Origin of the sequence: Enterobacter sp. 01-M-03-SI-ECC (assembly GCF_047530215.1) — a bacterium.
GTDB lineage: Bacteria > Pseudomonadota > Gammaproteobacteria > Enterobacterales > Enterobacteriaceae > Enterobacter > Enterobacter chengduensis.
Genome location: NZ_JBLKDA010000026.1, coordinates 20,165 through 44,210 on the forward strand (window position 1 = coordinate 20,165; position 24,046 = coordinate 44,210).

The 24,046-nt window shown below is 52.3% G+C and carries 20 protein-coding genes; 9 read left to right on the forward strand and 11 right to left on the reverse strand.

The window, feature by feature from the left end; genetic code table 11:
* Positions 1 to 9: 9 nt before the first annotated feature.
* The 5 genes from ACMWKK_RS20090 to ACMWKK_RS20110 all read right to left on the reverse strand — a co-directional run bounded on the left by ACMWKK_RS20090 (position 10) and on the right by ACMWKK_RS20110 (position 7,352).
* Positions 10 to 1,566: a TnsD family Tn7-like transposition protein gene (locus tag ACMWKK_RS20090; RefSeq protein ID WP_001353602.1), complete on the reverse strand. Its 1,557-nt coding sequence runs from the start codon at positions 1,564 to 1,566 to the stop codon at positions 10 to 12.
* Between the two features lie 40 nt (positions 1,567 to 1,606).
* Positions 1,607 to 3,055, reverse strand: coding sequence for an ATP-binding protein (locus tag ACMWKK_RS20095; protein ID WP_406542920.1), 1,449 nt, complete (start codon positions 3,053 to 3,055; stop codon positions 1,607 to 1,609).
* The gene (locus ACMWKK_RS20100; RefSeq protein ID WP_000351437.1) at positions 3,055 to 5,178 is read right to left on the reverse strand and encodes a transposase; all 2,124 of its coding nucleotides are present in this window, start codon (positions 5,176 to 5,178) and stop codon (positions 3,055 to 3,057) included. The genes ACMWKK_RS20095 and ACMWKK_RS20100 overlap by 1 nt, the downstream gene beginning before the upstream one ends.
* Positions 5,165 to 6,007, reverse strand: coding sequence for a TnsA endonuclease N-terminal domain-containing protein (locus ACMWKK_RS20105; RefSeq protein ID WP_000090707.1), 843 nt, complete (start codon positions 6,005 to 6,007; stop codon positions 5,165 to 5,167). Before ACMWKK_RS20105 ends, ACMWKK_RS20100 begins: the two co-directional genes overlap by 14 nt.
* A gap of 142 nt (positions 6,008 to 6,149) precedes the next feature.
* A complete protein-coding gene (locus tag ACMWKK_RS20110; protein ID WP_112781402.1) occupies positions 6,150 to 7,352 on the reverse strand; it encodes an NAD(P)/FAD-dependent oxidoreductase in 1,203 nt (400 codons plus the stop codon).
* Between the two features lie 228 nt (positions 7,353 to 7,580).
* Between ACMWKK_RS20110 and pitA the strand changes: the two genes are divergently transcribed.
* Positions 7,581 to 9,080 (forward strand): inorganic phosphate transporter PitA, encoded by a 1,500-nt coding sequence (gene pitA / locus ACMWKK_RS20115; protein WP_045327197.1) that lies wholly within the window; start codon positions 7,581 to 7,583, stop codon positions 9,078 to 9,080.
* A gap of 62 nt (positions 9,081 to 9,142) precedes the next feature.
* Here the strand turns inward: pitA and uspB are convergent, their stop codons facing one another.
* The gene (uspB, locus tag ACMWKK_RS20120; RefSeq protein WP_003861224.1) at positions 9,143 to 9,478 is read right to left on the reverse strand and encodes a universal stress protein UspB; all 336 of its coding nucleotides are present in this window, start codon (positions 9,476 to 9,478) and stop codon (positions 9,143 to 9,145) included.
* 283 nt (positions 9,479 to 9,761) lie between these two features.
* Between uspB and uspA the strand changes: the two genes are divergently transcribed.
* Positions 9,762 to 10,199, forward strand: coding sequence for a universal stress protein UspA (gene uspA, locus ACMWKK_RS20125; RefSeq protein ID WP_003861223.1), 438 nt, complete (start codon positions 9,762 to 9,764; stop codon positions 10,197 to 10,199).
* A 92-nt stretch (positions 10,200 to 10,291) separates the two neighbouring features.
* Here the strand turns inward: uspA and rsmJ are convergent, their stop codons facing one another.
* Positions 10,292 to 11,044 (reverse strand): 16S rRNA (guanine(1516)-N(2))-methyltransferase RsmJ, encoded by a 753-nt coding sequence (gene rsmJ / locus ACMWKK_RS20130; protein WP_181663678.1) that lies wholly within the window; start codon positions 11,042 to 11,044, stop codon positions 10,292 to 10,294.
* A 7-nt stretch (positions 11,045 to 11,051) separates the two neighbouring features.
* Positions 11,052 to 13,094, reverse strand: coding sequence for an oligopeptidase A (prlC, locus tag ACMWKK_RS20135; RefSeq protein WP_406542921.1), 2,043 nt, complete (start codon positions 13,092 to 13,094; stop codon positions 11,052 to 11,054).
* Between the two features lie 207 nt (positions 13,095 to 13,301).
* On the opposite strand from prlC, the gene ACMWKK_RS20140 reads away from it, so the two are divergent.
* From ACMWKK_RS20140 to ACMWKK_RS20155, 4 genes are all read left to right on the forward strand, one after another.
* Positions 13,302 to 14,144, forward strand: a complete 843-nt coding sequence (locus ACMWKK_RS20140) for a 23S rRNA (adenine(2030)-N(6))-methyltransferase RlmJ (RefSeq protein WP_047652937.1) — start codon at positions 13,302 to 13,304, stop codon at positions 14,142 to 14,144.
* 71 nt (positions 14,145 to 14,215) lie between these two features.
* A complete protein-coding gene (gene gorA, locus ACMWKK_RS20145) occupies positions 14,216 to 15,568 on the forward strand; it encodes a glutathione-disulfide reductase (protein WP_112781382.1) in 1,353 nt (450 codons plus the stop codon).
* A 135-nt stretch (positions 15,569 to 15,703) separates the two neighbouring features.
* Entirely contained in the window at positions 15,704 to 16,885 is a 1,182-nt protein-coding gene (locus ACMWKK_RS20150; protein WP_181663679.1) for a glycoside hydrolase family 5 protein, read from the forward strand.
* A gap of 199 nt (positions 16,886 to 17,084) precedes the next feature.
* On the forward strand, positions 17,085 to 18,734 hold the full coding sequence (locus tag ACMWKK_RS20155; RefSeq protein WP_045327211.1) for an alpha,alpha-trehalase: 1,650 nt from the start codon (positions 17,085 to 17,087) through the stop codon (positions 18,732 to 18,734).
* A gap of 61 nt (positions 18,735 to 18,795) precedes the next feature.
* On the opposite strand, the gene ACMWKK_RS20160 is transcribed toward ACMWKK_RS20155, so the two are convergent.
* On the reverse strand, positions 18,796 to 20,385 hold the full coding sequence (locus ACMWKK_RS20160) for an STY4199 family HEPN domain-containing protein (protein ID WP_112781384.1): 1,590 nt from the start codon (positions 20,383 to 20,385) through the stop codon (positions 18,796 to 18,798).
* Positions 20,386 to 20,533: 148 nt separating this feature from the next.
* Between ACMWKK_RS20160 and ACMWKK_RS20165 the strand changes: the two genes are divergently transcribed.
* Both ACMWKK_RS20165 and ACMWKK_RS20170 read left to right on the forward strand, forming a co-directional pair.
* Complete coding sequence (locus tag ACMWKK_RS20165) at positions 20,534 to 21,073, forward strand: GNAT family N-acetyltransferase (RefSeq protein ID WP_112781385.1); 540 nt, start codon at positions 20,534 to 20,536, stop codon at positions 21,071 to 21,073.
* A 71-nt stretch (positions 21,074 to 21,144) separates the two neighbouring features.
* Positions 21,145 to 21,483: a lysozyme gene (locus ACMWKK_RS20170; protein ID WP_112781386.1), complete on the forward strand. Its 339-nt coding sequence runs from the start codon at positions 21,145 to 21,147 to the stop codon at positions 21,481 to 21,483.
* Here ACMWKK_RS20170 and ACMWKK_RS20175 read toward each other — a convergent pair.
* Positions 21,462 to 22,064 carry a response regulator transcription factor gene (locus ACMWKK_RS20175; protein WP_045331316.1) on the reverse strand — a complete coding sequence of 201 codons (603 nt, stop codon included), beginning with the start codon at positions 22,062 to 22,064 and terminating at the stop codon, positions 21,462 to 21,464. The genes ACMWKK_RS20170 and ACMWKK_RS20175 overlap by 22 nt on opposite strands.
* A gap of 174 nt (positions 22,065 to 22,238) precedes the next feature.
* Positions 22,239 to 22,997, reverse strand: a complete 759-nt coding sequence (locus ACMWKK_RS20180; RefSeq protein ID WP_112781387.1) for an SDR family NAD(P)-dependent oxidoreductase — start codon at positions 22,995 to 22,997, stop codon at positions 22,239 to 22,241.
* Between the two features lie 119 nt (positions 22,998 to 23,116).
* Here ACMWKK_RS20180 and ACMWKK_RS20185 point away from each other — a divergent pair, with 119 nt between their 5' ends.
* On the forward strand, positions 23,117 to 24,016 hold the full coding sequence (locus ACMWKK_RS20185) for a LysR family transcriptional regulator (protein ID WP_112781388.1): 900 nt from the start codon (positions 23,117 to 23,119) through the stop codon (positions 24,014 to 24,016).
* Positions 24,017 to 24,046: the final 30 nt, after the last annotated feature.

Here is a 24,046-nt window from a genome sequence, read left to right on the forward strand (position 1 = left end):
AACTCCCTCTTATTTAATTAGTTCCATTTTTCTGAGAAGTATCATTGTCATTGGTAGTTTATCTCTGTATTTCAAAAGCCAGCCATGCCCTCCCAGTAAAGCATCTAGACTTGTAAGTGACATCGAGTACTGCCCCTGAGATAAAACATCATTTATTAATGATGATGAGATAATATCTCTCTCGCTCCAGTCTACTCTTTTATTTTTATAGCATCGTATTGTTTTAGGAAGACAGGAATTAAGCCAGTCACATTCATGTTTATTTAGCCAATAGAAACTTGCATAACAACTTTCTTTGACTAACTTTCGTGTTATAGAAACGGATTGATTATGTATAAATCTTAATATTTTCTGCTTATGACGCCGTCTTAAAGAATCTTTTTTACATTTTTTACGCCATGAGCATAAACCGTAACAAGATGAAATTACAGAGGATACAGCTCCTTCCGATAATGAGTTTTTCTCAGCTATGGATGCCAGACTAAACCCCCTTACAGCCATAGACTTGATAAGCAATTCAGTGAATATATTAATTTTTGTGTTTCGCTTAAACGCCCTCAGGTATTTTTTATAAATAAGTGTTTTAATGTAACATCTGCTGCGACTAAATTCCTTCCCAAGGTTGCTAACACTAGTATTATTTTCAACTATATGAAAACTGTATTTCTTATGACTTTTAAAGATTTCTTTCTTTTTATTAGTACGACTTCCTGCATACGTTGGCCAGCAAGTATTTAACAAACAATAACAAAGCAAAAGATGCTTTGTGGGATGCTGACAACATTTGTCTTTGAGTATAGGCTCCCAGTAATGATAATCAGTTAGGGATGTTGGTATAAGTCCCGATGAACCCTCCCCAAATAACTGGCACTTAGCATAAACATGTGCGTAGAATACATTTTTCTTTAAATTTCCATCCAATGATAATAAATTCAACTTTTTAAGTACATCCATGTAATTGGGGTGTGTAATATCTTTTCTTCTGATTATATTTAGGGACTCATAACAAAACTTAGCAAAATCGAAGTCTATCTCATTGCTAAGTTGTTCTGTATACGAAACAGGAGGCATCAGTCCAATACGTATGTGCGGTGAAGAAGGGACATGGATGCTTTCAAGCGCTACCGGATGCCGATGGCAGGTTGTAACCCCATGAAGCTGATGCGCCAGATGCCAATAAGTAACACCATAATGAAAAGTATCTTCACGAGCGCAAACCGGGCAAAACTTCAATAGTGTGCGCTGCCCTAGTGAAAAATTACTAAGGCGGCACAATCGATTAAGCCTGGCAGGGGTCGTGTTGAAATCCATAATTTCATTACGACTGATTGGTAGTGCCCAGGCAAAAAGAGGGAGTAAAGTCTGTTCATGCCAGAGCTGATCTGCACTTTCGGATGTATGAAGAGAAATAGCCTTTAATCCTGAATTGAGAATTGGATGGACGTTCATATCAGGTTTGTTGAAAATGATCGTTAACAGAGAAGATAGGGACATACCGTACACGGTAGTTGTCCGACAAAACCGGCTGAACAAGGATTCATCAGGCAAAACAGGCAACATTCTCATTTCCCACACCTCTCTTTGACCGTTACGAACTGTTACCTCATTACAATTTATTAAGTGGATCTATATTTATAAGCCCGCAACGCTGAAGAGCATCGTAGGTATTTTTCTTTTCAGCTGTTCTGTTGATAACAAGATCGTGGTCAAGAGACAGTATTTTCTCGTCGAAATTGCGCAAAACCTCGTCTATTTTTCCTACGAATTCCTTGTGCTGTGGCCTGTCTATATCCCCAGGGATCAAAGACTTTAGGGACTTCTCTGCCATGATTTTAGCCGAAGCATCACCCTCATTAGATGCAGAGAGCCATTTAGCTTCCTCATCTTCAGTCGCGGCCCCCGGGAGTGGAGTATCCTTATATTCCTCCGTATGACTCACGAGTACCGGTACAGAGGCCGACAAGACTGCGCCAGTGATGATTTCATTGCCGCTACCGATAACCTTTAATTGTGCCCCCCGATAAATCATCTGAGCCAATCCAATATTGCCTTTAGATAAAATGAATAATTTTTCGTTTAACTCATCATTTAATGGAGTTTCAACATTTGTCCATTGTAATGGCCATAAATAATGAATAAACGATTGCCAGTCTTGTGAATCGTATCTAACATTCTTAATTTTCATGTAACCACCAGACTCTGCCCGCCTGGCAATTCTCATTTTCTTTGTCAGCGTCTCGTCAAAAGGATGATTTCCACAAAAAACCATAGATACCCCCATGGAATCTACAATTTCATGTAAAAAATCAATCAACTTACTCTCACCCCCGGTTCTTGAAAATTTAAGCCTCTGCATTTCATCAATAACAAGGATACCCAAAAATGATGATTTAATTCTTTGTGCAATCTGGCGAGCCAGAGCACCATTTCTAATCTCAGGTGTAGTTCGTTCAATACCAATTGCATCATCTAATTTTTGTAAAATCTCTTCACAAAGGTCTCTCACACTTGAATTGTATGGACAATTAATCTTTACCCATACAATTTGCTTACTGAAGCCGGGAAAAACTCCTTTATAGCTGCTGTGTTCTATAATCTGAGGGAAATGATCTATGACTTGCTCAATCATGGTAGTTTTTCCAGAACCACTCATTCCAACTATCGTAATAGTTTCAGCCTGGGATTTAAAATATCCACTTTCTGGCTCAATATCAGGACGCTCATTTCCATAGTAATGAAGATATTGAATTGTTCCGCTTTTTAAAGGATTACGAGCTGCATAGCTTTCCCTAAGTGCCCGTAAGATCATCTTATAAGCCTGGATAAGATTGGTTTGAGGGCAACGGAATTTCTTTATACGTTCGACATACTGCTCTCTAACATTCGCCGGGGCAGTCCAGCGGATTTTTTCGTCAATTTCGGGGAAATAACTCATTTCCAGAAGTACTTCATCTTCCGTAAGCGCTTCAGGAAGTGCTTCAATTAAGGGATTGCCACGATACTCAGGTAACTCCTGTTCTTTATATATCGCTGAAACGCGCCGTATAAGATTCATTATTCTGCGTCCTCAGTCTTCTTCTTACCTTTTAACCATCTTTGTTTCTCCTCCCGGCCAGGCAAAAGCAGAACATTACTGGATGAAGGAAGTAGGGGTTCAGATCTTCCATTAGCAACATGAGTTCGCCCTAATGAATCAAGTTCATTTTTCCTGTTCTTTTTAATATCTTTACCATGTACCCGGCGAGATTCGTATATTTCATTTAATCTTTCGTTACCTTTCCTGTTAAATTCATCTTTATTATTGATATTGCTGAGCGAATCCAGAGTAAATAAATTAATTTCTTTTTGAGTATCTACCCAATCAGCCATTACATCTGTATCAAGATGAGCTTTCCCTTTAAATACATCTCTTTTCTTAAGTAGGTAATGTTTTTTGAAAATGCTATTTTTGTCAAATCTTACATATATATAATCTACGCAATTGTCATCTATTCTTGCTTCACAAGTGGTTCTTCCAAATACTCTGACACCTGATGCAATTTCAGGATCACATTCATAAAAAAGATTATTGTACTGAATCCCACCGGCGGTAATGTTAGCGTTCACAGGGATTAACAATCGTGCGATCACTTCGTCGGCCCCAACGGCTCTTGCGCTGAATCTCCCGTGCTTTAAGCTTATCATCCAACTATTTTTTGGTGATATTACGAGATCATTTTCAATCAGTAAGGGATTGATATAAGCCAGTTCCTCATACGTTCTCTGATTATGTGCAAGTATCTCCCGAATCAGTAAAGACGTGACCTCCTGAATCGTTAAACAAGCCCTGGATTGCGGTGTTGGCTCTCCTTTAACAATCTTTCCCCTTCGTGTTGTTCCAATAAGCCTATGAATAACCTCATCATTCAGAATGCCGAAACAGCGTTCAACAATGCTTTTTCTGTCGCCTCTACCGACTGGCGCAAACTCAAGTTTTGTCAGGGGGGTCATCTCTTCCTGAGGTTTAAGACCAATCATCTCCCCGTTGTCACACATCAATGTTAATGGAATGTGAGAACAAGGCCAATCATCATCAGTAATAGAGATTCCAAATAATCTACAATATTCTTTTTTTGGCATAAAGCAATTTGCTAACGCTTGTCGGGCGGCTCGCCATGAAGCATGGTATAAAGAAACATGAAGGCCAACAATCATTCTTGTTGCACGATCCACCACTGTATAAATAGTAGGACGCCCAATGACTTTTCGTCTGTTTAAACTCGAAATAAGATGTACATCAGCGACAGTTGAGTCTATTTCGAAAACATCACCCGGCAAAACAGTTGTATTAGCCACACTACCTAAAAGCGCCCGCATTTTGAGGTCTATTTCTTTTTTCGTGTTCTTCTTATTTATCGAGAAATCTTTAGTGAAGAGTTTTTTATTCCAGTATGAAAATTGTTTTAAAGAAGGAACATATGGAGCTCTATTTTCTAGGTTTGCTGTTTTAATTTCATCCCTAAAATACAAATCAATATGTCTCTCTAATGTTTTCTTTATCGTATCTCCGTTAACTTTATAATGATACGTAATGAGAGATTTTCTAATATTATTTATATCTCTTTCATTAAGAATGAAAACACGTGATCGTTCATTAGGTAATGCTCTGTTTTTTTTGGAATTCCCAAGTTTAATTTCATGTTTGATTCTACTTTTCCCAGCGGCGCCACAGTTCGAGAATGCGGGTAGCAATGCATAAATATCCTGCCCATGTCGCCAATACAACGCCAGAAGCGTTCTGATAGTATATTGTGATATTTTTTTATTTCTTGAGTAATCCATTAAAAGGTGCGACTTTTTATGTAATGCATAGTCGAACAGAAACATTCTGTCATCTACAAGATCTTTAATGATATTGTAATTTTCATCTCGCCTTCCTCTGTCTTTATCTGTTAATTCTTTCTCATCTACTAACATATATGAAGGATATATATAATCTTTACAAGTTATGCTATTTGATTCAATATAATATTTAAACATTGAAAATGAGAAAGGGATTGGCTTACCCGTTCTTTCTGATTTTATTTTAAACAAAATTAACAAATCGACCTTTCTGTCAAAATCCAAAACACGGTAAAGTCCCTCTGCAAGCAAATCAGTGCCTTGAGAGAGCCAGACTGAATTCCTAATAATATCCATTTGCGTTCAGTCCTATATAGTGGTCATTGGAAATTATCTTTATCAGACCGGTTTCGAGTATTGGATATGATAAATCAACATTTATCATTTTTAATCCAATCATTGCCTGCAATAACATCATCGCTTCTTGTGCATCTACCCCAAAGATTGATGAAATCATTGCACGTAGTCCTACTATGGGATAAACATCTGGTTTAAGCTTCCATAGGATTTTATCAAGAGGATATTTATCATAAAATTCAGAACCATCTCTTAATACAGAAGTAGCCCAGCAAATGTTTTTACCGACGACGTTATTGAGTTCCGAGCCAACATAAATTTGAAACTCAACATCAATCAACTGCCAAAACATCCTCTCTATTTCAAGTTTTTGGGCTTCGCGTTCAGGTATGCTCTCGTTATGTTTTACTGCTATAGCTTTGTATCGAAGTCCGCCTTCAGGAGTTCTCAAGGTCAGTAAAAAATCGGTTGTCATAACATTCAGAACTTCGACAGGTACTCCTCTTACTCCCCTCACCATAGGATGTTGAAAATGTAGATGATTTGCTATTTGTTGGGTAAGCCGGAGAGGAAAGAGTGGGAATTGTTCCCGGATATCAATCACCGAGTCATTAAACTCAGCCAGATAGAAAAAGTTACTTTCGACAGAAGAAAGGAGATGATGGTTTCGAAACGTCTTAAGGCCAAAGACTATCGAACGGTTTCCACGGGATTTAACGTCCTGAGCTCTAAGCCAGGGCTGATAACTTTGGCCATAGCCCACTCCTATGCCGTCACCTAGCGCATTTTCATAATCCAAATAGGATTTGAGACGCCTACCCCTAGCCATGATCGTACCCTAAAAACGACATTGATACGTACCTATATGTGCATTTTATAGTCTCCAACCCTATAACCACACATTCAGTAAGTATACAACATTAGCGTCGTTTTTTGAGAATGGTTACAACTTTAGTGCTTTGTGTACAACTTTATTGTCCTCGGACATCTGCCAGCGCCTGAGCACACGCCCAGGCACTTGCCCATGCCCACTGGAAGTTGTACCCGCCAAGCCAGCCGGTCACATCCATCACTTCGCCGATAAAATAGAGCCCCGGCACGTTGCGCGCTTCCATAGTGCGGGAAGAGAGTTCATTGGTGTCGACCCCGCCCAGCGTCACTTCTGCGGTGCGGTAGCCTTCGGTGCCGTTTGGCTGCACGGGCCAGTTTGTCAGCGTCTCCACCAGCCCCTCCTGCTCGCGGCTGTTCAGCTGCTTGAGCGACACGTCCGGGATTTGCCCCAGGGCCTGCAAACATTCCACCAGACGTTTTGGCAGCTGCATCGCCAGCGTATTTTTCAGGCTCTGATTCGGGTGCGCCGCGCGCTGCTCGTTGAGGAAAGCATCCAGATCGCAGTCAGGAAGCAGGTTGACCGTAACAAACTCCCCGGGCTGCCAGTAGCTGGAAATTTGCAGTACCGCCGGGCCGGAGAGGCCGCGATGGGTAAAGAGCAGGCTTTCGCGGAACACCGTCCCGTCTTCGGCCGTAATGACGGAGGGAACGGAGACGCCAGAAAGCGTCTGAAGCTGTTCCAGAAGTGGTTTATGCAGCGTGAACGGCACCAGGCCAGCACGCGTAGGCAAGACCTTCAGGCCAAACTGCTCGGCAATCTTGTAGCCGAATGGGGAAGCGCCCAGACCCGGCATAGAGAGGCCGCCGCTGGCGATCACCAGTTTATCGGCGCTGACGGTTTCACCATTCAGCTGCAGCGTGTAGCCCTTTTCGTCGCGGGCAACCTCCAGCACCTCCGTGCGCAGACGCATCACCACGCCGCCCTTCTCGCACTCGGCCACCAGCATATCGACAATCTGCTGCGCGGAGTCGTCGCAGAACAGCTGACCCAGCGTCTTTTCATGCCACGCGATGCCGTGTTTACCCACCAGGTCGATGAAGTCCCACTGGGTGTAACGCGCCAGCGCAGATTTACAAAAATGACGGTTCTGGCTCAAATAGGCCGCGGGTTCAACATACAGATTAGTAAAGTTGCAGCGCCCGCCGCCGGACATGAGGATCTTACGGCCTGGCTTTTTACCGTTATCCAGCAGCAGCACGCGACGACCCGCCTGTCCGGCCATCGCCGCACAAAACATACCCGCCGCACCGGCGCCAATTACTACGGCATCAAACCTTTCCACGTCAAAACCCTCTTTGTTAACTGCCGCGGATTGTAAAGTTTCCTCTGTGGTCACACCAGCGTAAAAAGATATTACAAAGCCATTCCATTGAAATTTAAAGAATATCCTTTCGGGCACTTTTCTCAATTCAGGTGGTATGTCAAAAAAAGTCTATATTTCACTTTGCCCGCCGTGCATTTGTCCTGGATAATGCGCCGCGTTCATGTCCTCAAAATGGCGTAACGTCCTATGCTACATTTGTTTGCCGGCCTGGATTTACATACCGGGCTTTTATTATTGCTTGCTCTGGTTTTTGTACTGTTTTACGAAGCGATCAACGGCTTCCACGACACTGCAAACGCAGTAGCGACGGTTATCTACACTCGCGCAATGCGATCGCAGCTTGCGGTTGTTATGGCGGCGGTATTTAACTTTTTTGGTGTCCTCCTGGGCGGACTGAGCGTTGCGTATGCCATTGTGCATATGCTGCCAACGGATCTGCTGCTTAACGTAAGTTCTGGCCATGGCCTCGCTATGGTGTTCTCAATGCTGCTTGCTGCAATTATCTGGAACCTCGGTACCTGGTATTTCGGCCTGCCTGCATCCAGTTCTCACACCCTCATCGGCGCGATTATCGGTATCGGGTTAACCAACGCCCTGATGACCGGTACGTCGGTTGTTGATGCGTTAAACATCCCGAAAGTACTGGGGATTTTTGCCTCTCTCATCGTCTCCCCTATCGTGGGTCTGGTGGTGGCCGGCGGACTGATCTTCATCCTGCGTCGTTACTGGAGCAATACCAAAAAACGCTCCCGTATTCACCTGACGCCAGCAGAGCGTGAAAAGAAAGACGGCAAGAAAAAGCCGCCATTCTGGACGCGTATTGCCCTGATCATTTCCGCTATCGGCGTGGCGTTCTCACACGGCGCGAACGATGGTCAGAAAGGCATTGGTCTGGTGATGCTGGTACTGATCGGCGTTGCTCCGGCAGGCTTCGTGGTCAACATGAATGCCTCCGGCTACGAAATCACCCGTACCCGCGATGCGGTCAACAACGTTGAAACCTATTTCCAGCAGCATCCTGATCTGCTGAAAAAAGCGACCGGCGTTGACCAGCTGATCCCGTCTCCGGAAGCCGGTGCCGCGACAGCCCCTGGCGAGTTCCACTGCCATCCGGCAAACGCGATCAACGCGCTGGAACGTGCGAAAGGCATGCTGGGCAATATCGAAAGCTATGACAAACTGACCGTTGAGCAGCGTGGTCAGCTGCGTCGCATTATGCTGTGCATCTCTGATGTAACGGATAAAGTGGCGAAGCTGCCTGACGTGAATGCTGACGACCAGCGTCTCCTGAAGAAACTGAAAGGCGATATGCTCAACACCATTGAGTACGCGCCTATCTGGATCATCATGGCCGTCGCGCTGGCGCTCGGTATCGGTACGATGATTGGCTGGCGCCGCGTGGCGACCACCATCGGCGAGAAGATCGGTAAGAAAGGCATGACCTATGCGCAGGGTATGTCCGCGCAGATGACGGCGGCAGTGTCTATCGGTCTGGCGAGCTACACCGGTATGCCTGTCTCAACCACCCACGTACTTTCTTCGTCCGTGGCGGGTACCATGATTGTTGACGGTGGCGGCCTGCAGCGCAAAACCGTAACCAACATTCTGATGGCCTGGGTATTCACCCTTCCGGCCTCTATCCTGCTGTCTGGCGGTTTGTACTGGATTTCGCTGAAGCTGATTTAATCGGTTGAAGGCGACAAAAAAGCGGGTCAGGAAACTGACCCGCTTTTTTATGGCTGTTATGCTCAGTGCCAAATCATCAATGCAATCATACTGACCACGACCAGCCCGCACAGGGCGCTGGTCAAAATGAACTGACGACGCAGGCGCTCGCAGCGACGGATAAATTCTTCGTCATGATGATCGCGGTAGCGCTGGTAGTAGATGTATCCCACCAGACGCATCTGTTTGCTGGGCTGTCCATGCGAGGTGAAGAACCCTCCACCGTCCACATACTGATAAAGCAACGGATCGCAACCACGAAGTACTACTAACAGCGCGCGTAACGATGAGAAGTAGCGCGCCATATTCACTATGCAAACCACGCATAACGCCCAAAACAATGCGACGGTGCTAATCATACATCCTCCCCGGCGTCCGCCCACGAAGCAAGGCTTCTGAGCAACCGCACCCCAATGCCCTGACAGACAGTTCAGTGAAAGAATGACCAAAAGTCGATCCGGTTCGCGTTTTAATATCCGAACGGCTCATTTAATAGTGTAGGAGATCCGTTAATTTTTTTGCCACAAGGTTAATCGTTATCAACACCAAAGCTTGAAAAATATGTTTAACTGGGCCGTAATGAAAGTATCAGACGACGGCATTCTCATTTAGTCATCGATAACTTAAGGAAGGAGTAACACTATGGCTTACAAACACATTCTCATCGCGGTAGACCTCTCTCCGGAGAGCAAAGTGCTGGTTGATAAAGCGGTATCCATGGCACGTCCCTACAACGCGAAAGTTTCCCTGATTCACGTTGATGTGAATTACTCCGACCTCTATACCGGTCTGATCGACGTCAATCTGGGCGATATGCAGAAGCGTATCTCCGAAGAGACGCACCACGCCCTGAGCGAGCTGTCCACCAACGCGGGCTATCCGATTACCGAAACGCTGAGCGGCAGCGGCGACCTCGGCCAGGTGCTGGTTGATGCGATCAAGAAATACGACATGGACCTGGTGGTGTGCGGTCACCATCAGGACTTCTGGAGCAAGCTGATGTCTTCCGCACGTCAGCTGATCAACACCGTTCACGTGGATATGCTGATTGTTCCGCTGCGTGACGAAGAAGACGAGTAAGTGCAAAAAAGCCCGGTGGCGCTAACGCTTACCGGGCCTACAAGCGGCACGAAATGTAGGCCGGGTAAGGCGAAGCCGCCACCCGGCTTTTTCTATTCCGGCGTGCCGGAGTAGATATCAAACCGGTGCCCTTTGGTGGTCACCGCGTTAGTGGTCGCCACGTCCGCCAGCGGCGGCGCATAGTCCGGGCGCTTTACCACCACCCGCTTCGTCGCCAGCTGACGAGCCGGCTCCAGCAGGCCATCCGCGTCCAAATCCGGCCCCACCAGCGACTGAAACACCCGCATCTCTTTCTTCACCAGCGCGCTTTTCTGCTTATGCGGGAACATCGGGTCGAGATAGACCACCTGCGGGCGCGGGGTGATATCGGTTAGCGCCGTCAGGCTGGAGGCGTGGATCAGCTGCAATCGCTCCTGCAGCCACGATCCGATCTCCGGGTCCGCGTAACCACGGCTCAGACCGTCGTCGAGCAGGGCCGCCACCACCGGATTACGCTCCAGCATCCGCACGCGACAGCCGACCGATGCCAGCACAAACGCATCGCGCCCCAGTCCCGCCGTGGCGTCGACCACGTCCGGGAGATAGCTCCCTTTGATGCCCACCGCTTTGGCCACCGCCTCGCCGCGACCGCCGCCGAACTTGCGTCGGTGCGCCATGGCGCCGCCGACAAAATCGACGAAAATACCGCCGAGCTTCGGCTCGTCGCGCTTGCGTAGTTCCAGATGCGCTGGCGTCATCACCAGCGCCATCAGGTTTTCATCATCATGCTCCAGCCCCCAGCGGGCGGCCAGAACGGATAAGGCGCCGTCTCCGGCGCCTGTTTCATCCACTAAGCAGATCTTCACGTAACAATCAGCCTTTGATCCCGTAATGCTCAAGCATCGCATCCAGCTGAGGTTCGCGACCGCGGAAGCGTTTGAACAGCACCATAGGCTCTTCGGAACCCCCGCGGGTCAGGATGTTGTCGAGGAACGACTGGCCGGTTTCGCGGTTGAAGATCCCCTCTTCTTCGAAGCGGGAGAAGGCATCTGCCGCCAGCACGTCGGCCCACAGGTAGCTGTAGTAACCCGCCGCGTAGCCGCCCGCGAAGATGTGGCTGAACGCGTGCGGGAAGCGGCCCCAGGTTGGTCCAGGGATCACGGCAACCTGCTTTTTAATTTCGGCCAGGGTTTCAAGGATTTTCGCCCCCTGCTCCGGGCTGAACTCGGCGTGCAGGCGGAAGTCGAACAGGCCGAACTCCAGCTGACGCAGGATGAACATCGCCGCCTGGTAGTTCTTCGCCGCCAGCATTTTATCCAGCAGTTCCTTCGGCAGGGGTTCGCCGGTCTCATAGTGGCCGGAGATAAACGCCAGCGCGTCCGGCTCCCAGCACCAGTTTTCCATAAACTGGCTTGGCAGCTCGACCGCATCCCACGGCACGCCGCTGATGCCCGCCACGCCTGCAGTTTCGATGCGGGTCAGCATGTGGTGCAGGCCGTGACCGAACTCGTGGAACAGGGTAATCACTTCGTCGTGGGTGAACAGCGCAGGTTTGCCGTTTACCGGACGGTTGAAGTTACAGGTCAGGTAAGCGACCGGCTTCTGCAGGGAACCGTCGGCTTTACGCATCTGGCCCACGCAGTCGTCCATCCACGCCCCGCCGCGCTTGTTCTCACGCGCGTAGAGATCGAGGTAGAAGCTGCCGCGCAGCTCGTTTTTCTCGTCATACAGCTCGAAGAAGCGCACGTCCGGATGCCAGACGTCGATATCGGTACGTTCTTTCGCGGTGATGCCGTAGATGCGCTTCACCACTTCAAACAGGCCGTTAACGGCTTTGTTTTCCGGGAAGTACGGGCGCAGCTGCTCGTCGCTGATGCTGTAGAGATGCTGCTTCTGTTTTTCACTGTAGTAGGCAATGTCCCACGGCTGCAGCTCGTCCACGCCGAATTCCGCTTTCGCAAAGGCGCGCAGCTGTGCCAGCTCTTTCTCACCCTGCGGACGGGCGCGTTTCGCCAGATCGGTCAGGAAGTCGAGAACCTGCTGCGGGTTTTCCGCCATTTTGGTGGCGAGGGATTTGTCGGCATAGTTTTCAAAGCCCAGCAGCTGGGCCAGCTCGTGGCGCAGGGCGAGGATTTCCGCCATTACCGGGCTGTTATCCCACTTACCGGCATTCGGCCCCTGATCGGAGGCGCGGGTGCTGTAGGCGCGGTACATCTCTTCGCGCAGGGCCTGGTTGTCGCAGTAGGTCATCACCGGCAGATAGCTCGGGATATCCAGCGTTAACAGGAAGCCCTCCTGCTCTTTCGCCTCGGCCTGGGCTTTTGCCGCCGCCAGCGCGCTTTCCGGCATACCTGCCAGCTCCGCTTCGTCGGTAATCAGCTTCGTCCAGCCCATGGTGGCGTCGAGCACGTTGTTGCTGTACTGGTTGCCCAGCTCGGACAGGCGCGCGGCGATTTCACCGTAGCGGGTCTGCTTCTCTTTTGGCAGACCAATACCGGACAGCTCGAAATCACGCAGGGCGTTATCGACCGATTTTTTCTGCGCCGTATTCAGCTCGGCATAATGGTCGCCGTCGCGCAGGTCGCGGTAGGCTTTGTAGAGCCCTTCGTGCTGGCCGACCCAGGTGCTGTACTCCGAAAGCAGCGGCAGGGTCTGTTCGTAGGCTTCGCGCAGCTCCGGGCTGTTTTTTACCGAGTTCAGGTGGCTTACCGGGGAGAAGATACGCCCCAGCACGTCGTCCACTTCGGCCAGCGGCTGACACAGATTTTCCCAGGTGTACGGCGCGCCCTGCGCTACCACGCTTTCTACCGCCGCGCGGCAGTTGTCCAGCGATTGCGTCACGGCTGGAACCACATGCTCGGTGAGGATTTTAGAAAACGGCGGCAACGAAAAAGGCGTCAGTAATGGATTGGTCATAAGCGCTGTCCTGTTGAAATAGGTGAATGAAGCGCGCATCCGGCGCTGTGCATATGGGATCTAGAATGGGGTTAAGTGTAGAGGATTTCAATGCCGGACGTTGTCGAAAAGCGCCCGGCGGCGCGACGCTTACCGGGCCTACGGGTAATCTGCGCCGTTCTGCTGTAAACTGTGGCAAATCGTCAATCCAGCGGAAAATCATTACCCATGCTCAGTTATCGCCACAGCTTCCACGCAGGCAACCACGCCGACGTCCTCAAACACACCGTTCAGAGCCTGATCATCGAATCGCTCAAAGAGAAAGAGAAGCCGTTTCTCTATCTGGACACCCACGCGGGCGCGGGCCGTTATCAGCTGAGCGGCGAGCATGCCGAGCGTACCGGTGAATATCTGGAAGGGATTGCCCGCATCTGGCAGCAGGACGACCTGCCTGCCGAGCTGGAGCCGTACATCGGCGTGGTGAACCACTTCAACCGCAACGGCCAGCTGCGTTATTACCCGGGCTCGCCGCTGATTGCCCGCCAGCTGCTGCGCGAGCAGGACAGCATCCAGCTGACCGAGCTGCACCCGAGCGACTTTCCGCTGCTGCGTTCTGAATTCCAGAAAGACAGCCGCGCCCGCGTGGAAAAAGCCGACGGCTACCAGCAGCTGAAAGCCAAGCTGCCGCCGGTTTCCCGACGCGGCCTGGTGCTGATCGACCCGCCTTACGAAATTAAAACCGACTATCAGGCGGTGGTGACCGGTATTCACGAAGGCTATAAACGCTTCGCCACCGGAACGTACGCCCTGTGGTATCCGGTGGTGCTGCGCGCGCAAATCAAGCGCATGATCAAAGACCTGGAAGCCACCGGCATCCGCAAAATTCTGCAGATCGAACTGGCGGTACGTCCGGACAGCGACCAGCGCGGCATGACCGCCTCGGGCATGATCGTCATTAACCCACCGTGGAAGCTCGAAGCGCAGATGAACAACGTGCTGCCGTGGCTGCACAAAACGCTGGTGCCGGCCGGTACGGGCCACGCTACCGTCAGTTGGATCGTGCCGGAGTAATCACAGCCATCGGTGGAAACTATTGATTTCAGGTATACAATCGCGGCAATTCACGATTAAGGATAAAAGCTATGACTAAGCATTATGACTACATCGCAATCGGCGGCGGCAGCGGCGGCATCGCCTCCATCAACCGCGCGGCCATGTACGGCCAGAAGTGCGCGCTGATTGAAGCCAAAGCGCTGGGCGGCACCTGCGTGAACGTGGGTTGTGTACCGAAGAAAGTGATGTGGCATGCGGCGCAAATCCGCGAAGCGATCCATATGTATGGCCCGGACTACGGCTTTGACACCACCCTTAATCACTTTGACTGGGACAAGCTGATCGCCAGCCGTACCGCCTACATCGACCGCATTCATACCTCCTACGACAACGTGCTGGGCAAGAACAACGTCGACGTTATCCACGGTTTCGCCCGCTTCGTTGATGCGAAAACGATCGAAGTGAACGGCGAGACGATCACCGCCGATCATATCCTGATCGCCACCGGCGGCCGTCCGAGCCACCCGAACATCCCGGGCGCGGAATACGGCATCGACTCCGACGGCTTCTTCGAGCTGCCTGCTCTGCCTAAGCGCGTTGCCGTTGTTGGCGCGGGCTACATCGCGGTTGAGCTGGCGGGCGTGATTAACGGCCTGGGCGCAGAAGCGCACCTGTTCGTGCGTAAACACGCGCCGCTGCGCAGCTTTGACCCGCTGATTGTCGACACCCTGGTTGAAGTGATGAACGCCGAAGGCCCGACCCTGCACACCCACGCCGTGCCAAAAGCGGTGGTGAAAAATGCGGACGGCAGCCTCACGCTCGAGCTGGAGGATGGCCGCAGCCAGACCGTTGATTGCCTGATCTGGGCGATTGGCCGTGAGCCGGCGAACGACAACTTCAACCTGGCCGTCACCGGCGTGAAAACCGACGAAAAAGGCTACATCGTCGTCGATAAATTCCAGAATACCAGCGTACCGGGCATTTATGCCGTCGGCGATAACACCGGCGCGGTTGAGCTGACTCCGGTGGCGGTTGCGGCGGGTCGTCGTCTCTCTGAACGCCTGTTTAACAACAAGCCTGACGAGCATCTGGACTACAGCAACATCCCGACCGTGGTCTTCAGCCACCCGCCCATCGGCACCGTCGGATTAACCGAGCCGCAGGCGCGCGAGCAGTATGGCGACGACCAGGTGAAAGTGTATAAATCGGCCTTCACCGCGATGTACACCGCCGTCACCTCTCACCGTCAGCCGTGCCGCATGAAGCTGGTCTGCGTGGGCCCGGACGAGAAGATTGTCGGTATCCACGGCATCGGCTTCGGCATGGACGAGATCCTGCAGGGCTTCGCCGTGGCCCTGAAGATGGGCGCAACAAAGAAAGACTTCGACAACACGGTGGCCATCCACCCAACGGCGGCGGAAGAGTTCGTGACCATGCGTTAAGGGCTTCTCGCAGGAAAGCACCTCATAAAAAACTGGCCTTCGCGGGCCAGTTTTTTTTATGGCTCGATAATTAAAAGGCAAAGCATCATCATCCCAGTGAATACAAAACCATCAGCACGCTAAAAAGGAATTAAGATGAAAGCGCTTATTGGGTTGACCCTGCTTCTTTTTTGCTTTTCCGCCTCTTCGTTTGACCAAATGGCCTTCTGGGATACCCCTCAGCACGGTGGAAACAGCTTTAACCGCCTGCCGCCTACGCAGGAATACTACGACGCGCTGCGCGGCTATGGCGCGACGTGGGTTCGCCTGTCTTATGACAAATGGAAACCTGCCGGGAGAGATTTTCTTCTCGGTAACGCCGACGGCTACCGCGGGCTCGAGGCCACAGACCTCGCGACGCTCAAAGACGCCATCAGAAAAGCACACGCGGCCGGGCTAAAGGTCGTCATTGCCCCCCTTTCTCTACCGGGCATGCGCTGGGCGCAAAATAACAATAACCAGTTTGATGACCGCATCTGGCAGGACAAAAAATACTGGCAGGAAGCGGCTCGGTTCTGGCGTGATTTGGCCCAGGCCCTGAAGGACGAACCGGGCATCGCCGCCTGGAATCTCATCAATGAACCCGCACCTGAAAAACGAGGCAATATAAGCGAGCAGGCGTCGCCTGAGGTGTTAAAAGCCTGGTATCAGCAGCAGCAAGACACGCCGCGTAACCTCCCCGCACTCTACAATCAGATTATTGCCGCCATCCGCGAGGTCGATGCCACCACGCCGATTATGGTCGATGGCGGCTGGTACGCCTCCGCGCGCGGTTTTTCCGGCTGGCCATCCGCGCTTGCGGATAAGCGGGTGCTGTACAGCTTCCACATGTACGAGCCCTATGATTTCACCAGCGCGCCAAATGCGCGCCGCAAGGTGCCGTTCGACTATCCCGGCATGGTCACGTTCGGCGGTAAAAAGGTGAAATGGGACGCTGCGGCCATAGAGAAATGGATGAGCGCGCCCTTTGACTGGGCGAAGCAGAACGGTATACCTGCCAGCCGGGTTGTCGCGGGAGAGTTTGGCTGTGTTAGAACGCTGCCGGGGTGCAGGCAGTGGCTTAATGATGTCCTGACCGTCCTCGACAAGCATCATGCGCACTGGGCATTCTATGCTTTTCGTGAAGATGCCTGGGACGCCATGGACTATGAGCTGGGGAAAAAACCGGTGCCGTGGGCCTACTGGAAAGCCATCGAGGATAACGTACCGGATACGCTCAAGCGCCATTCCACCGAGGAATTTGAACCGATTGCTAAGCGGCTAAAACACGGCCTGTGATACGCGGAACCGGCCTCTTGTTCAGTAGCCTTTTTTGAAGAGGCTACTGTTAACATACATAAATCGTTGCAAAACGAATGCTCCGAAAAGAGTGATCTACCGCACATATCCCTCCACATCTACCGAAGCGAATGTCTACGCTTATAAGACGCCCGGATAAACCTGTCTTTTGAACACACAACCGGAGGTCCCTATCACCATGTTCAACCAGAAACTACAGGCTACCGAGAACATCGAGTTCGAGATTGCAGAAGAGCTGCGCTACGAGACCGATCCCTGCGAGTTGAAACTGGATGAAATGATTGAGGCGGAGCCGGAACCCGAAATGATCGAGGGGCTACCCGCCTCCGATGCGTTGACGCCCGCAGACCGCTACCTTGAACTGTTCGAACACGTGCAGTCGTCACGGCTGTTTGCGGACAGTAAAACCTTCCCCGACTGCGCGCCGAAGATGGATCCGCTGGATATCCTGATCCGCTATCGTAAGGTCAGACGCCACCGGGATTTCGACCTGCGCCAGTTTGTGGACAACCACTTCTGGATGCCGGAAACGTACGGCACAGAATATGTCTCCGACCCGGGCCTCTCCCTGAAGGAGCACATTGATAATCTGTGGCCGGTGCTGACGCGCGAACCGCAGGATCATATTCCCTGGTCTTCCCTGCTGGCACTGCCGCAGGCCTACATCGTGCCCGGTGGACGATTCAGCGAGACCTACTACTGGGATTCCTATTTCTCCATGCTGGGGCTGGCGGAGAGCGGACGTAACGATCTGCTGAAGTGTATGGCGGATAACTTCGCCTGGCTGATTGAACGCTACGGGCATATTCCCAACGGCAACCGTACCTACTATCTCAGCCGCTCTCAGCCGCCGGTCTTTGCGCTGATGGTGGAGCTGTTCGAGGAGGACGGCGTGCGTGGGGCGAAACGCTATCTGGATCACCTCAAAATGGAGTACGCCTTCTGGATGGACGGCGCGGAGTCGCTGCTGCTTAACCAGGCCTACCGCAGCGCCGTGCGCATGCCGGACGGTTCATTGCTCAACCGCTACTGGGATGACCGCGATACCCCGCGCGACGAATCGTGGATTGAGGATGTGGAAACCGCCCGCCACTCGGGTCGTCCGCCGAATGAGGTGTATCGCGACCTCCGTGCGGGTGCGGCGTCAGGCTGGGATTACTCGTCCCGCTGGCTACGCGATCCGTCGCGGCTCGCCAGCATCCGTACAACCCAGTTTATCCCTATTGACCTGAACGCCTTCCTGTTCAAGCTGGAAAGCGCGATCGCCAACATTTCGGCGTCGAAAGGGGATAAAGAAACGGCAGAGGCGTTCCGCCAGAAGGCCAACGATCGCCGCGCGGCGGTGAACCGCTACCTGTGGGACGAGGAGAGCGGCTGTTACCGCGATTACGACTGGCGACGCGAAGAGCTGGCGCTGTTTTCGGCCGCCAGCATTGTGCCGCTGTATGTGGGTATGGCGACCCACGAGCAGGCCGAGCGCCTGTCTGATGCGGTCAAGGCGCGACTGCTGACCCCGGGCGGCATTCTGGCGACCGAGTATGAATCCGGCGAGCAGTGGGATAAACCCAACGGCTGGGCGCCGTTGCAGTGGATGGCGATCCAGGGGTTCAAGCAGTACGGCAACGACTCGCTGGGAGATGAAATCGCCTGGAGCTGGCTGCATACGGTGAACCATTTTTATCAGAAGCATCACAAGCTGATTGAGAAGTACCACATCGCCAGCAGTACGCCGCGCGAAGGGGGCGGGGGGGAATATCCGCTGCAGGACGGCTTCGGCTGGACCAACGGCGTGGTGCGGCGGCTGATTGGGTTGTATGGGGAACCTTGAGTGTGGTGCGGTCTGGTCCCCTCACCCTAACCCTCTCCCCAGAGGGGAGAGGGAAAAAATGTTAGCGGATCACCTCATAAATGGCCGTCTGGATAGACTGCCATTTTTTGTTGCTGGCATCCGGCTGTGACTGCGCGCGGCGTGTGGCCATATCGAGATTGTGCTGCTGGCGTTTCACCACGGCTGGCACGGTGCAGAAAGCTTTGAGATACTCTTTACGCACCGAGGTCAGCGACTCGCCGTTCGACATCGCGTGGCTAAGCGTGTTAATAAAACGACGACACGGCTTCTCTTCTACCATGTTCTGCCGATAGCGTAACATCAGCTCCAGCACATCATCATGCCCGGCAGACATCGCCTCCTCGGTCCAGGACAGCTTCCAGTCCATTCCCCCCTGTAAAAAAAGCTGCACCACGCGGGTATCGTTGCGGTTAACGGCCGAGCGGAAGTTATTCTCATCCCAGGTTACGCCCATGCGCGTGAGCGTTTCGCGCGAGGAAGGCGTCTCGCGCATTTCCTGGGGAGCCGCCGCTTCTGCCGCCCGGGCGGTTGCAGGCTGCGGTTTGCTGCTGGTCACCAGCCAGAATCCCCCCGCCACGATGGCAATCACCATCACGCCAACCGCCCCCCACAGCGCGCCGGAGATGAGCTGCTCGCGCTGTTCCGGGGTGCGCGGCGCGCGCTGGGTCGGTTTTTCAATGGTGTCTCGGACCTCGAACAGATCTCCACCGGTGACCCGATCCATTTTCTGCGCCTTTTCCCAGAAGGTATGCAGTTCGCTGGCATCGACCGCCATGAATCCGGCGGGATTGACGCGGGTTCTCCCCTCTTCAAACGCCCGTTGAACGGGTCGTGCAATCTGTGCGTAGTAGTTATCCAGCAGCTGAATTTGCGCCGAGCTTAGCGTTTTCTGAACGGTGATGCTGTTGCGGATCTGCCGAATGTCATCAAGGAAGGTTTGCAGCGTTTTGCGCGGTTCAACCAGCAGCGTCAGCATGGACGGATCCCTGAACAAAGAAGCGTAATAGCGGCTGAACTCTTTTTTATCGACCAGCATCTGCGCCAGTTCGCTGAACATCATGCCGCTCAGCACATCGTTGATCTCGCCAAGCTTCAGCCAGCGCCGGACGCGATCGGCATTAAACAGGGTCTTAAGATGGTTGTTCAGCTTGACCTGATCGGGCCAGGCCTGCTGGATAAGCCCTTTAATCATCAGCTCTATCGCGCGCACCTGCTTGTGCGCCTGCTGCTGCTGAAGCTCGCTTCCCGGCGCCAGGTCAGTGCTGTAGGTCAACAGCGGCTGCTGCAGGCGAAGATGTTCCAGCGCGGTCACAAACCGCATCGCCGCTATCAGCTGGTTTTCGCTCACGTCCTGTCCGCTTTCATACTGCGGAACGCGCTGCTGCAGCAGACGCAGCTGGAGCGTAAATTCCGACATCTCGGCATCATTCAGGTTGAGTTTTTTCGCCACGGCTCCCCAGCCGCCCAAAGCTAATCGCGCGCTGTCGAGCTGTTCCAGGAACCAGCGTGGATCTTTGCCCTCGGAAGCATGTACATTCAAAAGGAGCAAAATTTCCACCGACGCCTGGCGAATGACCGCCAGACAGTGTTCGAACTGTTCGCGAATATGATGTGATGTGCTGAGAGTCATTGTTTTCCTTAAGCGACAGCGAAGACATCCGAAATGGGCGCGTGACGGCCTTTTTTCTTTTTATTTATACGCGGTTAACCATACCTGACTTTCTGTTGAAATAAAGTGACAACCCTAAAATCATTTAAAATGTTTCAGGAGAATCCGAATGCCGGTTTTAATTACCCCTCGCCTGGCCTGTTCGCCCCTGCAGGAACAAGACTGGCCCTTTTTTCTGGCATTGCAGCAGCATCCCGACGTGATGCGCTTTGTGGCGCAAGACCGCCCCGTCGCGGCGATCCGCGAGGCGTTTGATGCGCGCCTGACGCCCTGGGTGCCCGGCAGCACGCACTGGCTTTGCCTCGTCGTACGTGACGCAGCCTCGCAGGCCCCGCTGGGCGTGACCGGGTATATTCATCGGGAGGCGGACTGCGCCGAAGTGGGCTTCCTTTTCGCACCCGCCGCGCAGGGGAAAGGTTACGGCTTTGAATCCCTGAAAGCGCTTTGCGATTACGCTTTTCATCAGGGCGGGATACGTCGACTCACCGCAACCGTCACCGCGGGAAATGTGGCTTCAAGACGCCTGCTGGAAAAAACCGGCTTTCGTCTGGAAGGTGAATTACGCGAGAGTTATTACCTTGCGGGGCGCTGGCAGAATGACTGGCTATTTGGTTTATTACAGCATGAATACCTGAATAATAATTCCTGATCAACGGCCATTTGGCGGATATTTCTCGAACGTCGTTTCCTCTACAGTGTCGCTATTAAGAGGAATTGAATATGAAAGGTCATGGGCTGAAAATATCTTCTGCCGCCATTACGTTAATAAAAAAACATCAGGGTCTTTCTCTGGAGAAATATCGCGACGAAAGCGGATTATGGGTTATCGGCTATGGCCACGTCATCCGCGATCGGGCGCAATTTCACGGCCCCGTCACGCCATCCGAGGCAGAAGAACTGCTGCATGACGATATTCATCGTTGTGAGGCGCTGCTGCGGGAAAGCGTGGCCCGTCCCTTAACCCAACAGCAGCATGATGCGCTGGTTATGATGATATTCAGTTTCGCCGGGCTGCCTTCGCTTCCAAACGCGCTTTTTCAGGCCGTCGCACGGCTATAGTAGAGCGCCGCCTGCGTTCTGTTTTTCACGTCCAGTCGACGGAAAAGCGCTTCGAGGTGCGCTTTTACCGTGGCCGCGCTGATGTTGAGATTGCGACCAATCTCTTTGTTTGACTCCCCCGCTGCCAGCAGTTTCAACACGTCGCGCTGACGCTCGCTCAGGGATGATAACGCCTGAGGCGACGACGGCTCTTCAACCCACTCGCCGGGAAAACAGACCATCCCTCGGGATACCGAATCCAGCACGGCGGAAAACCGCTCGGGACGGGCATTTCGGGGAATAATCGCCATGACGTTTCGCTGGCGCAATTGCTCCACCCATCTGGCCTCTTTTTTCGCCAAAACCAAAATTACGCGTATCGCCGGAAAGCGTTGCGTCATCTCTTCCAGCAGGGCAATCCCGTCGTCCTGGATAACATTGCCGTCAATCATGACGATAGCTGACGGCGAAGCGGAAACCTGCGTCCATAAATCGTCTGCCTGACAGGTCCCTGTCATATCTATTTCCGGAATTAACGCCTGAAGACTGTGTATCGCTCCGTGAATAAAGAGTGACTGCCTGTCAAACATGATTACTCGCATCGGTTTTCTCCCTCTGATAATAACGAAGGGGGATTCTACAGAGGGGGTATTTAAGAAAAAACTCAACGAATGGAGACGTTACAAATCCCTCGGTGTTCTTTATATCTGTCCGTATTTGGACACATCCGCATTAAGGAAATCCTTAAGGGGGTTCCTTCCCCTTAAGACCCTGCATTACAGGAACATACCGCCTGAGACTTCAATACGTTGCGCATTCATCCAGCCCAGCTTATCGCTGAGCAGTGCCGCAATGGCATCGCCAATATCGTCCGGCAGCCCCACGCGTCCCAGCGCCGTCTGCGAGGCCAGCAGCTTGTTCAGCTCCGCGTTGTCGCGCACGCGTCCGCCGCCAAAGTCGGTTTCAATCGCGCCAGGCGCGATGATGTTGACGGAAATCCCGCGCGCGCCCAGCTCTTTCGCCTGATAACGCGTCAGCACCTCCATCGCCCCCTTCATGGCCGCGTAGGTTCCCGAGCCCGGCTGGGTAAAGCGGGCCAGCCCGCTGGAGACGTTCAGGATCCGTCCTCCGTCGTTGAGCAGCGGCAGCAGGCGCTGGGTCAGGAAGAACGGTCCTTTGAAATGAATGTTCAGCGCCTCATCAAACTGGGCTTCCGTCGTGTCGGCGTAGGGCGCATATAAACCCGTTCCGGCATTGTTCAATAAATAGTCAAAAGTGTCGCGCTGCCAGACGGTCTTAAGGGTTTCCTGAAGCTGTCGGGCAAAATCATCAAAACGCGCGATATCCCCGACGTTAAGCTGTAATGCCGCTGCGTTGACGCCTTTTTTCTGAATTTCATGCACAACGTCCAGCGCTTCCTGCTGGCTACGGTTGTAGGTCAGGATAATTCCCGTGCCGTCTGCCGCCAGCTTCAACGCCGCGTTTTTACCCAAACCACGGCTACCACCCGTCACTAATGCAATACGTTCGCTCATCATAAACCTCGTTTTGGCTGTTATGGAGATTGAGATAGAGCTTATTAGGTGATAGAAAATCAATAAAGATGGACAAAAGCGCTTCACTGTTTCAGTAGCAACAACAATGAGCTTCCTCTATGGATAAAATTCACGCAATGCAGCTATTCGTCCGCGTCGCGGAGCTGGAGAGTTTTTCCCGCGCGGCAGAAACGCTCACCCTGCCGAAAGGCAGCGTGTCGCGGCAAATTCAGGCGCTGGAAAACCGGCTTGGCACCCAGCTATTGCACCGCACCACGCGCCGCGTCAGCCTGACGCAGGACGGCATGGTCTATTACGAGCGGGCAAAAGATCTGCTGGCAAACCTTGATGAGCTCGACGGACTGTTTCAGCACGATCCCTCAAGCATCAGCGGTCGGCTTCGCGTGGATATGCCCGTCGCCGTTGCTCGAAATTTAGTCATACCCAAACTGCCCGCTTTTCTGCAGCAGTATCCGGGCATTGAACTGGAACTCAGCAGCAGCGATCGTCTGGTGGACGTGATCCGCGAAGGGTTTGATTGCGTCGTCCGCGTCGGCACGCTGAAGGATTCAGGGCTGATTGCACGCCCGCTGGGCAGGCTGACGGTGATTAACTGCGCCAGTCCGGATTATCTGGCGCGATTTGGCTACCCGGAAACGCTGGATGATTTAGGCTCGCACGCCGTGATCCACTACGCCGCGATGCTGGGAACTCGCCCCCAGGGATTTGAGTTTTATAACGGCAGCGCGGCGCAGTGGGTAAAAACGGGCGGGGTGTTGACCGTCAACAGCACGGAAACTTACCAGGCCGCCTGTCTTGCCGGGCTGGGCATTATTCAGGTCCCGCGGGTGGGGGTACGTGATTTACTGCGCGCGAAGAAACTCATTGAGATCCTCCCGCAATATCGGGCCGAACCGATGCCGGTTTCCCTGATTTATCCCCACCGGCGCAACCTCTCCCGCCGGGTACATCTGTTCATGGAGTGGCTGACTGAGCTCACAAAAGCTTACGTGGACTAGCCGCAGGCTATACTTCAAAAACACATCCAG

Bases quoted from the DNA above. Each gene is read 5' to 3' on its own strand.
- ACMWKK_RS20185 (WP_112781388.1), top strand. From the start codon at position 23,117: ATGGATAAAATTCACGCAATGCAGCTATTCGTCCGCGTCGCGGAGCTG.
- ACMWKK_RS20095 (WP_406542920.1), bottom strand. From the start codon at position 3,055: ATGAATCTTATACGGCGCGTTTCAGCGATATATAAAGAACAGGAGTTA.
- ACMWKK_RS20155 (WP_045327211.1), top strand. From the start codon at position 17,085: ATGTTCAACCAGAAACTACAGGCTACCGAGAACATCGAGTTCGAGATT.
- gorA (WP_112781382.1), top strand. From the start codon at position 14,216: ATGACTAAGCATTATGACTACATCGCAATCGGCGGCGGCAGCGGCGGC.
- prlC (WP_406542921.1), bottom strand. From the start codon at position 13,094: ATGACCAATCCATTACTGACGCCTTTTTCGTTGCCGCCGTTTTCTAAA.
- ACMWKK_RS20170 (WP_112781386.1), top strand. From the start codon at position 21,145: ATGAAAGGTCATGGGCTGAAAATATCTTCTGCCGCCATTACGTTAATA.
- ACMWKK_RS20090 (WP_001353602.1), bottom strand. From the start codon at position 1,566: ATGAGAATGTTGCCTGTTTTGCCTGATGAATCCTTGTTCAGCCGGTTT.
- ACMWKK_RS20140 (WP_047652937.1), top strand. From the start codon at position 13,302: ATGCTCAGTTATCGCCACAGCTTCCACGCAGGCAACCACGCCGACGTC.
- ACMWKK_RS20180 (WP_112781387.1), bottom strand. From the start codon at position 22,997: ATGAGCGAACGTATTGCATTAGTGACGGGTGGTAGCCGTGGTTTGGGT.
- ACMWKK_RS20165 (WP_112781385.1), top strand. From the start codon at position 20,534: ATGCCGGTTTTAATTACCCCTCGCCTGGCCTGTTCGCCCCTGCAGGAA.
- ACMWKK_RS20150 (WP_181663679.1), top strand. From the start codon at position 15,704: ATGAAAGCGCTTATTGGGTTGACCCTGCTTCTTTTTTGCTTTTCCGCC.
- ACMWKK_RS20100 (WP_000351437.1), bottom strand. From the start codon at position 5,178: ATGGATATTATTAGGAATTCAGTCTGGCTCTCTCAAGGCACTGATTTG.
- ACMWKK_RS20160 (WP_112781384.1), bottom strand. From the start codon at position 20,385: ATGACTCTCAGCACATCACATCATATTCGCGAACAGTTCGAACACTGT.
- uspA (WP_003861223.1), top strand. From the start codon at position 9,762: ATGGCTTACAAACACATTCTCATCGCGGTAGACCTCTCTCCGGAGAGC.
- pitA (WP_045327197.1), top strand. From the start codon at position 7,581: ATGCTACATTTGTTTGCCGGCCTGGATTTACATACCGGGCTTTTATTA.
- ACMWKK_RS20105 (WP_000090707.1), bottom strand. From the start codon at position 6,007: ATGGCTAGGGGTAGGCGTCTCAAATCCTATTTGGATTATGAAAATGCG.
- uspB (WP_003861224.1), bottom strand. From the start codon at position 9,478: ATGATTAGCACCGTCGCATTGTTTTGGGCGTTATGCGTGGTTTGCATA.
- ACMWKK_RS20175 (WP_045331316.1), bottom strand. From the start codon at position 22,064: ATGCGAGTAATCATGTTTGACAGGCAGTCACTCTTTATTCACGGAGCG.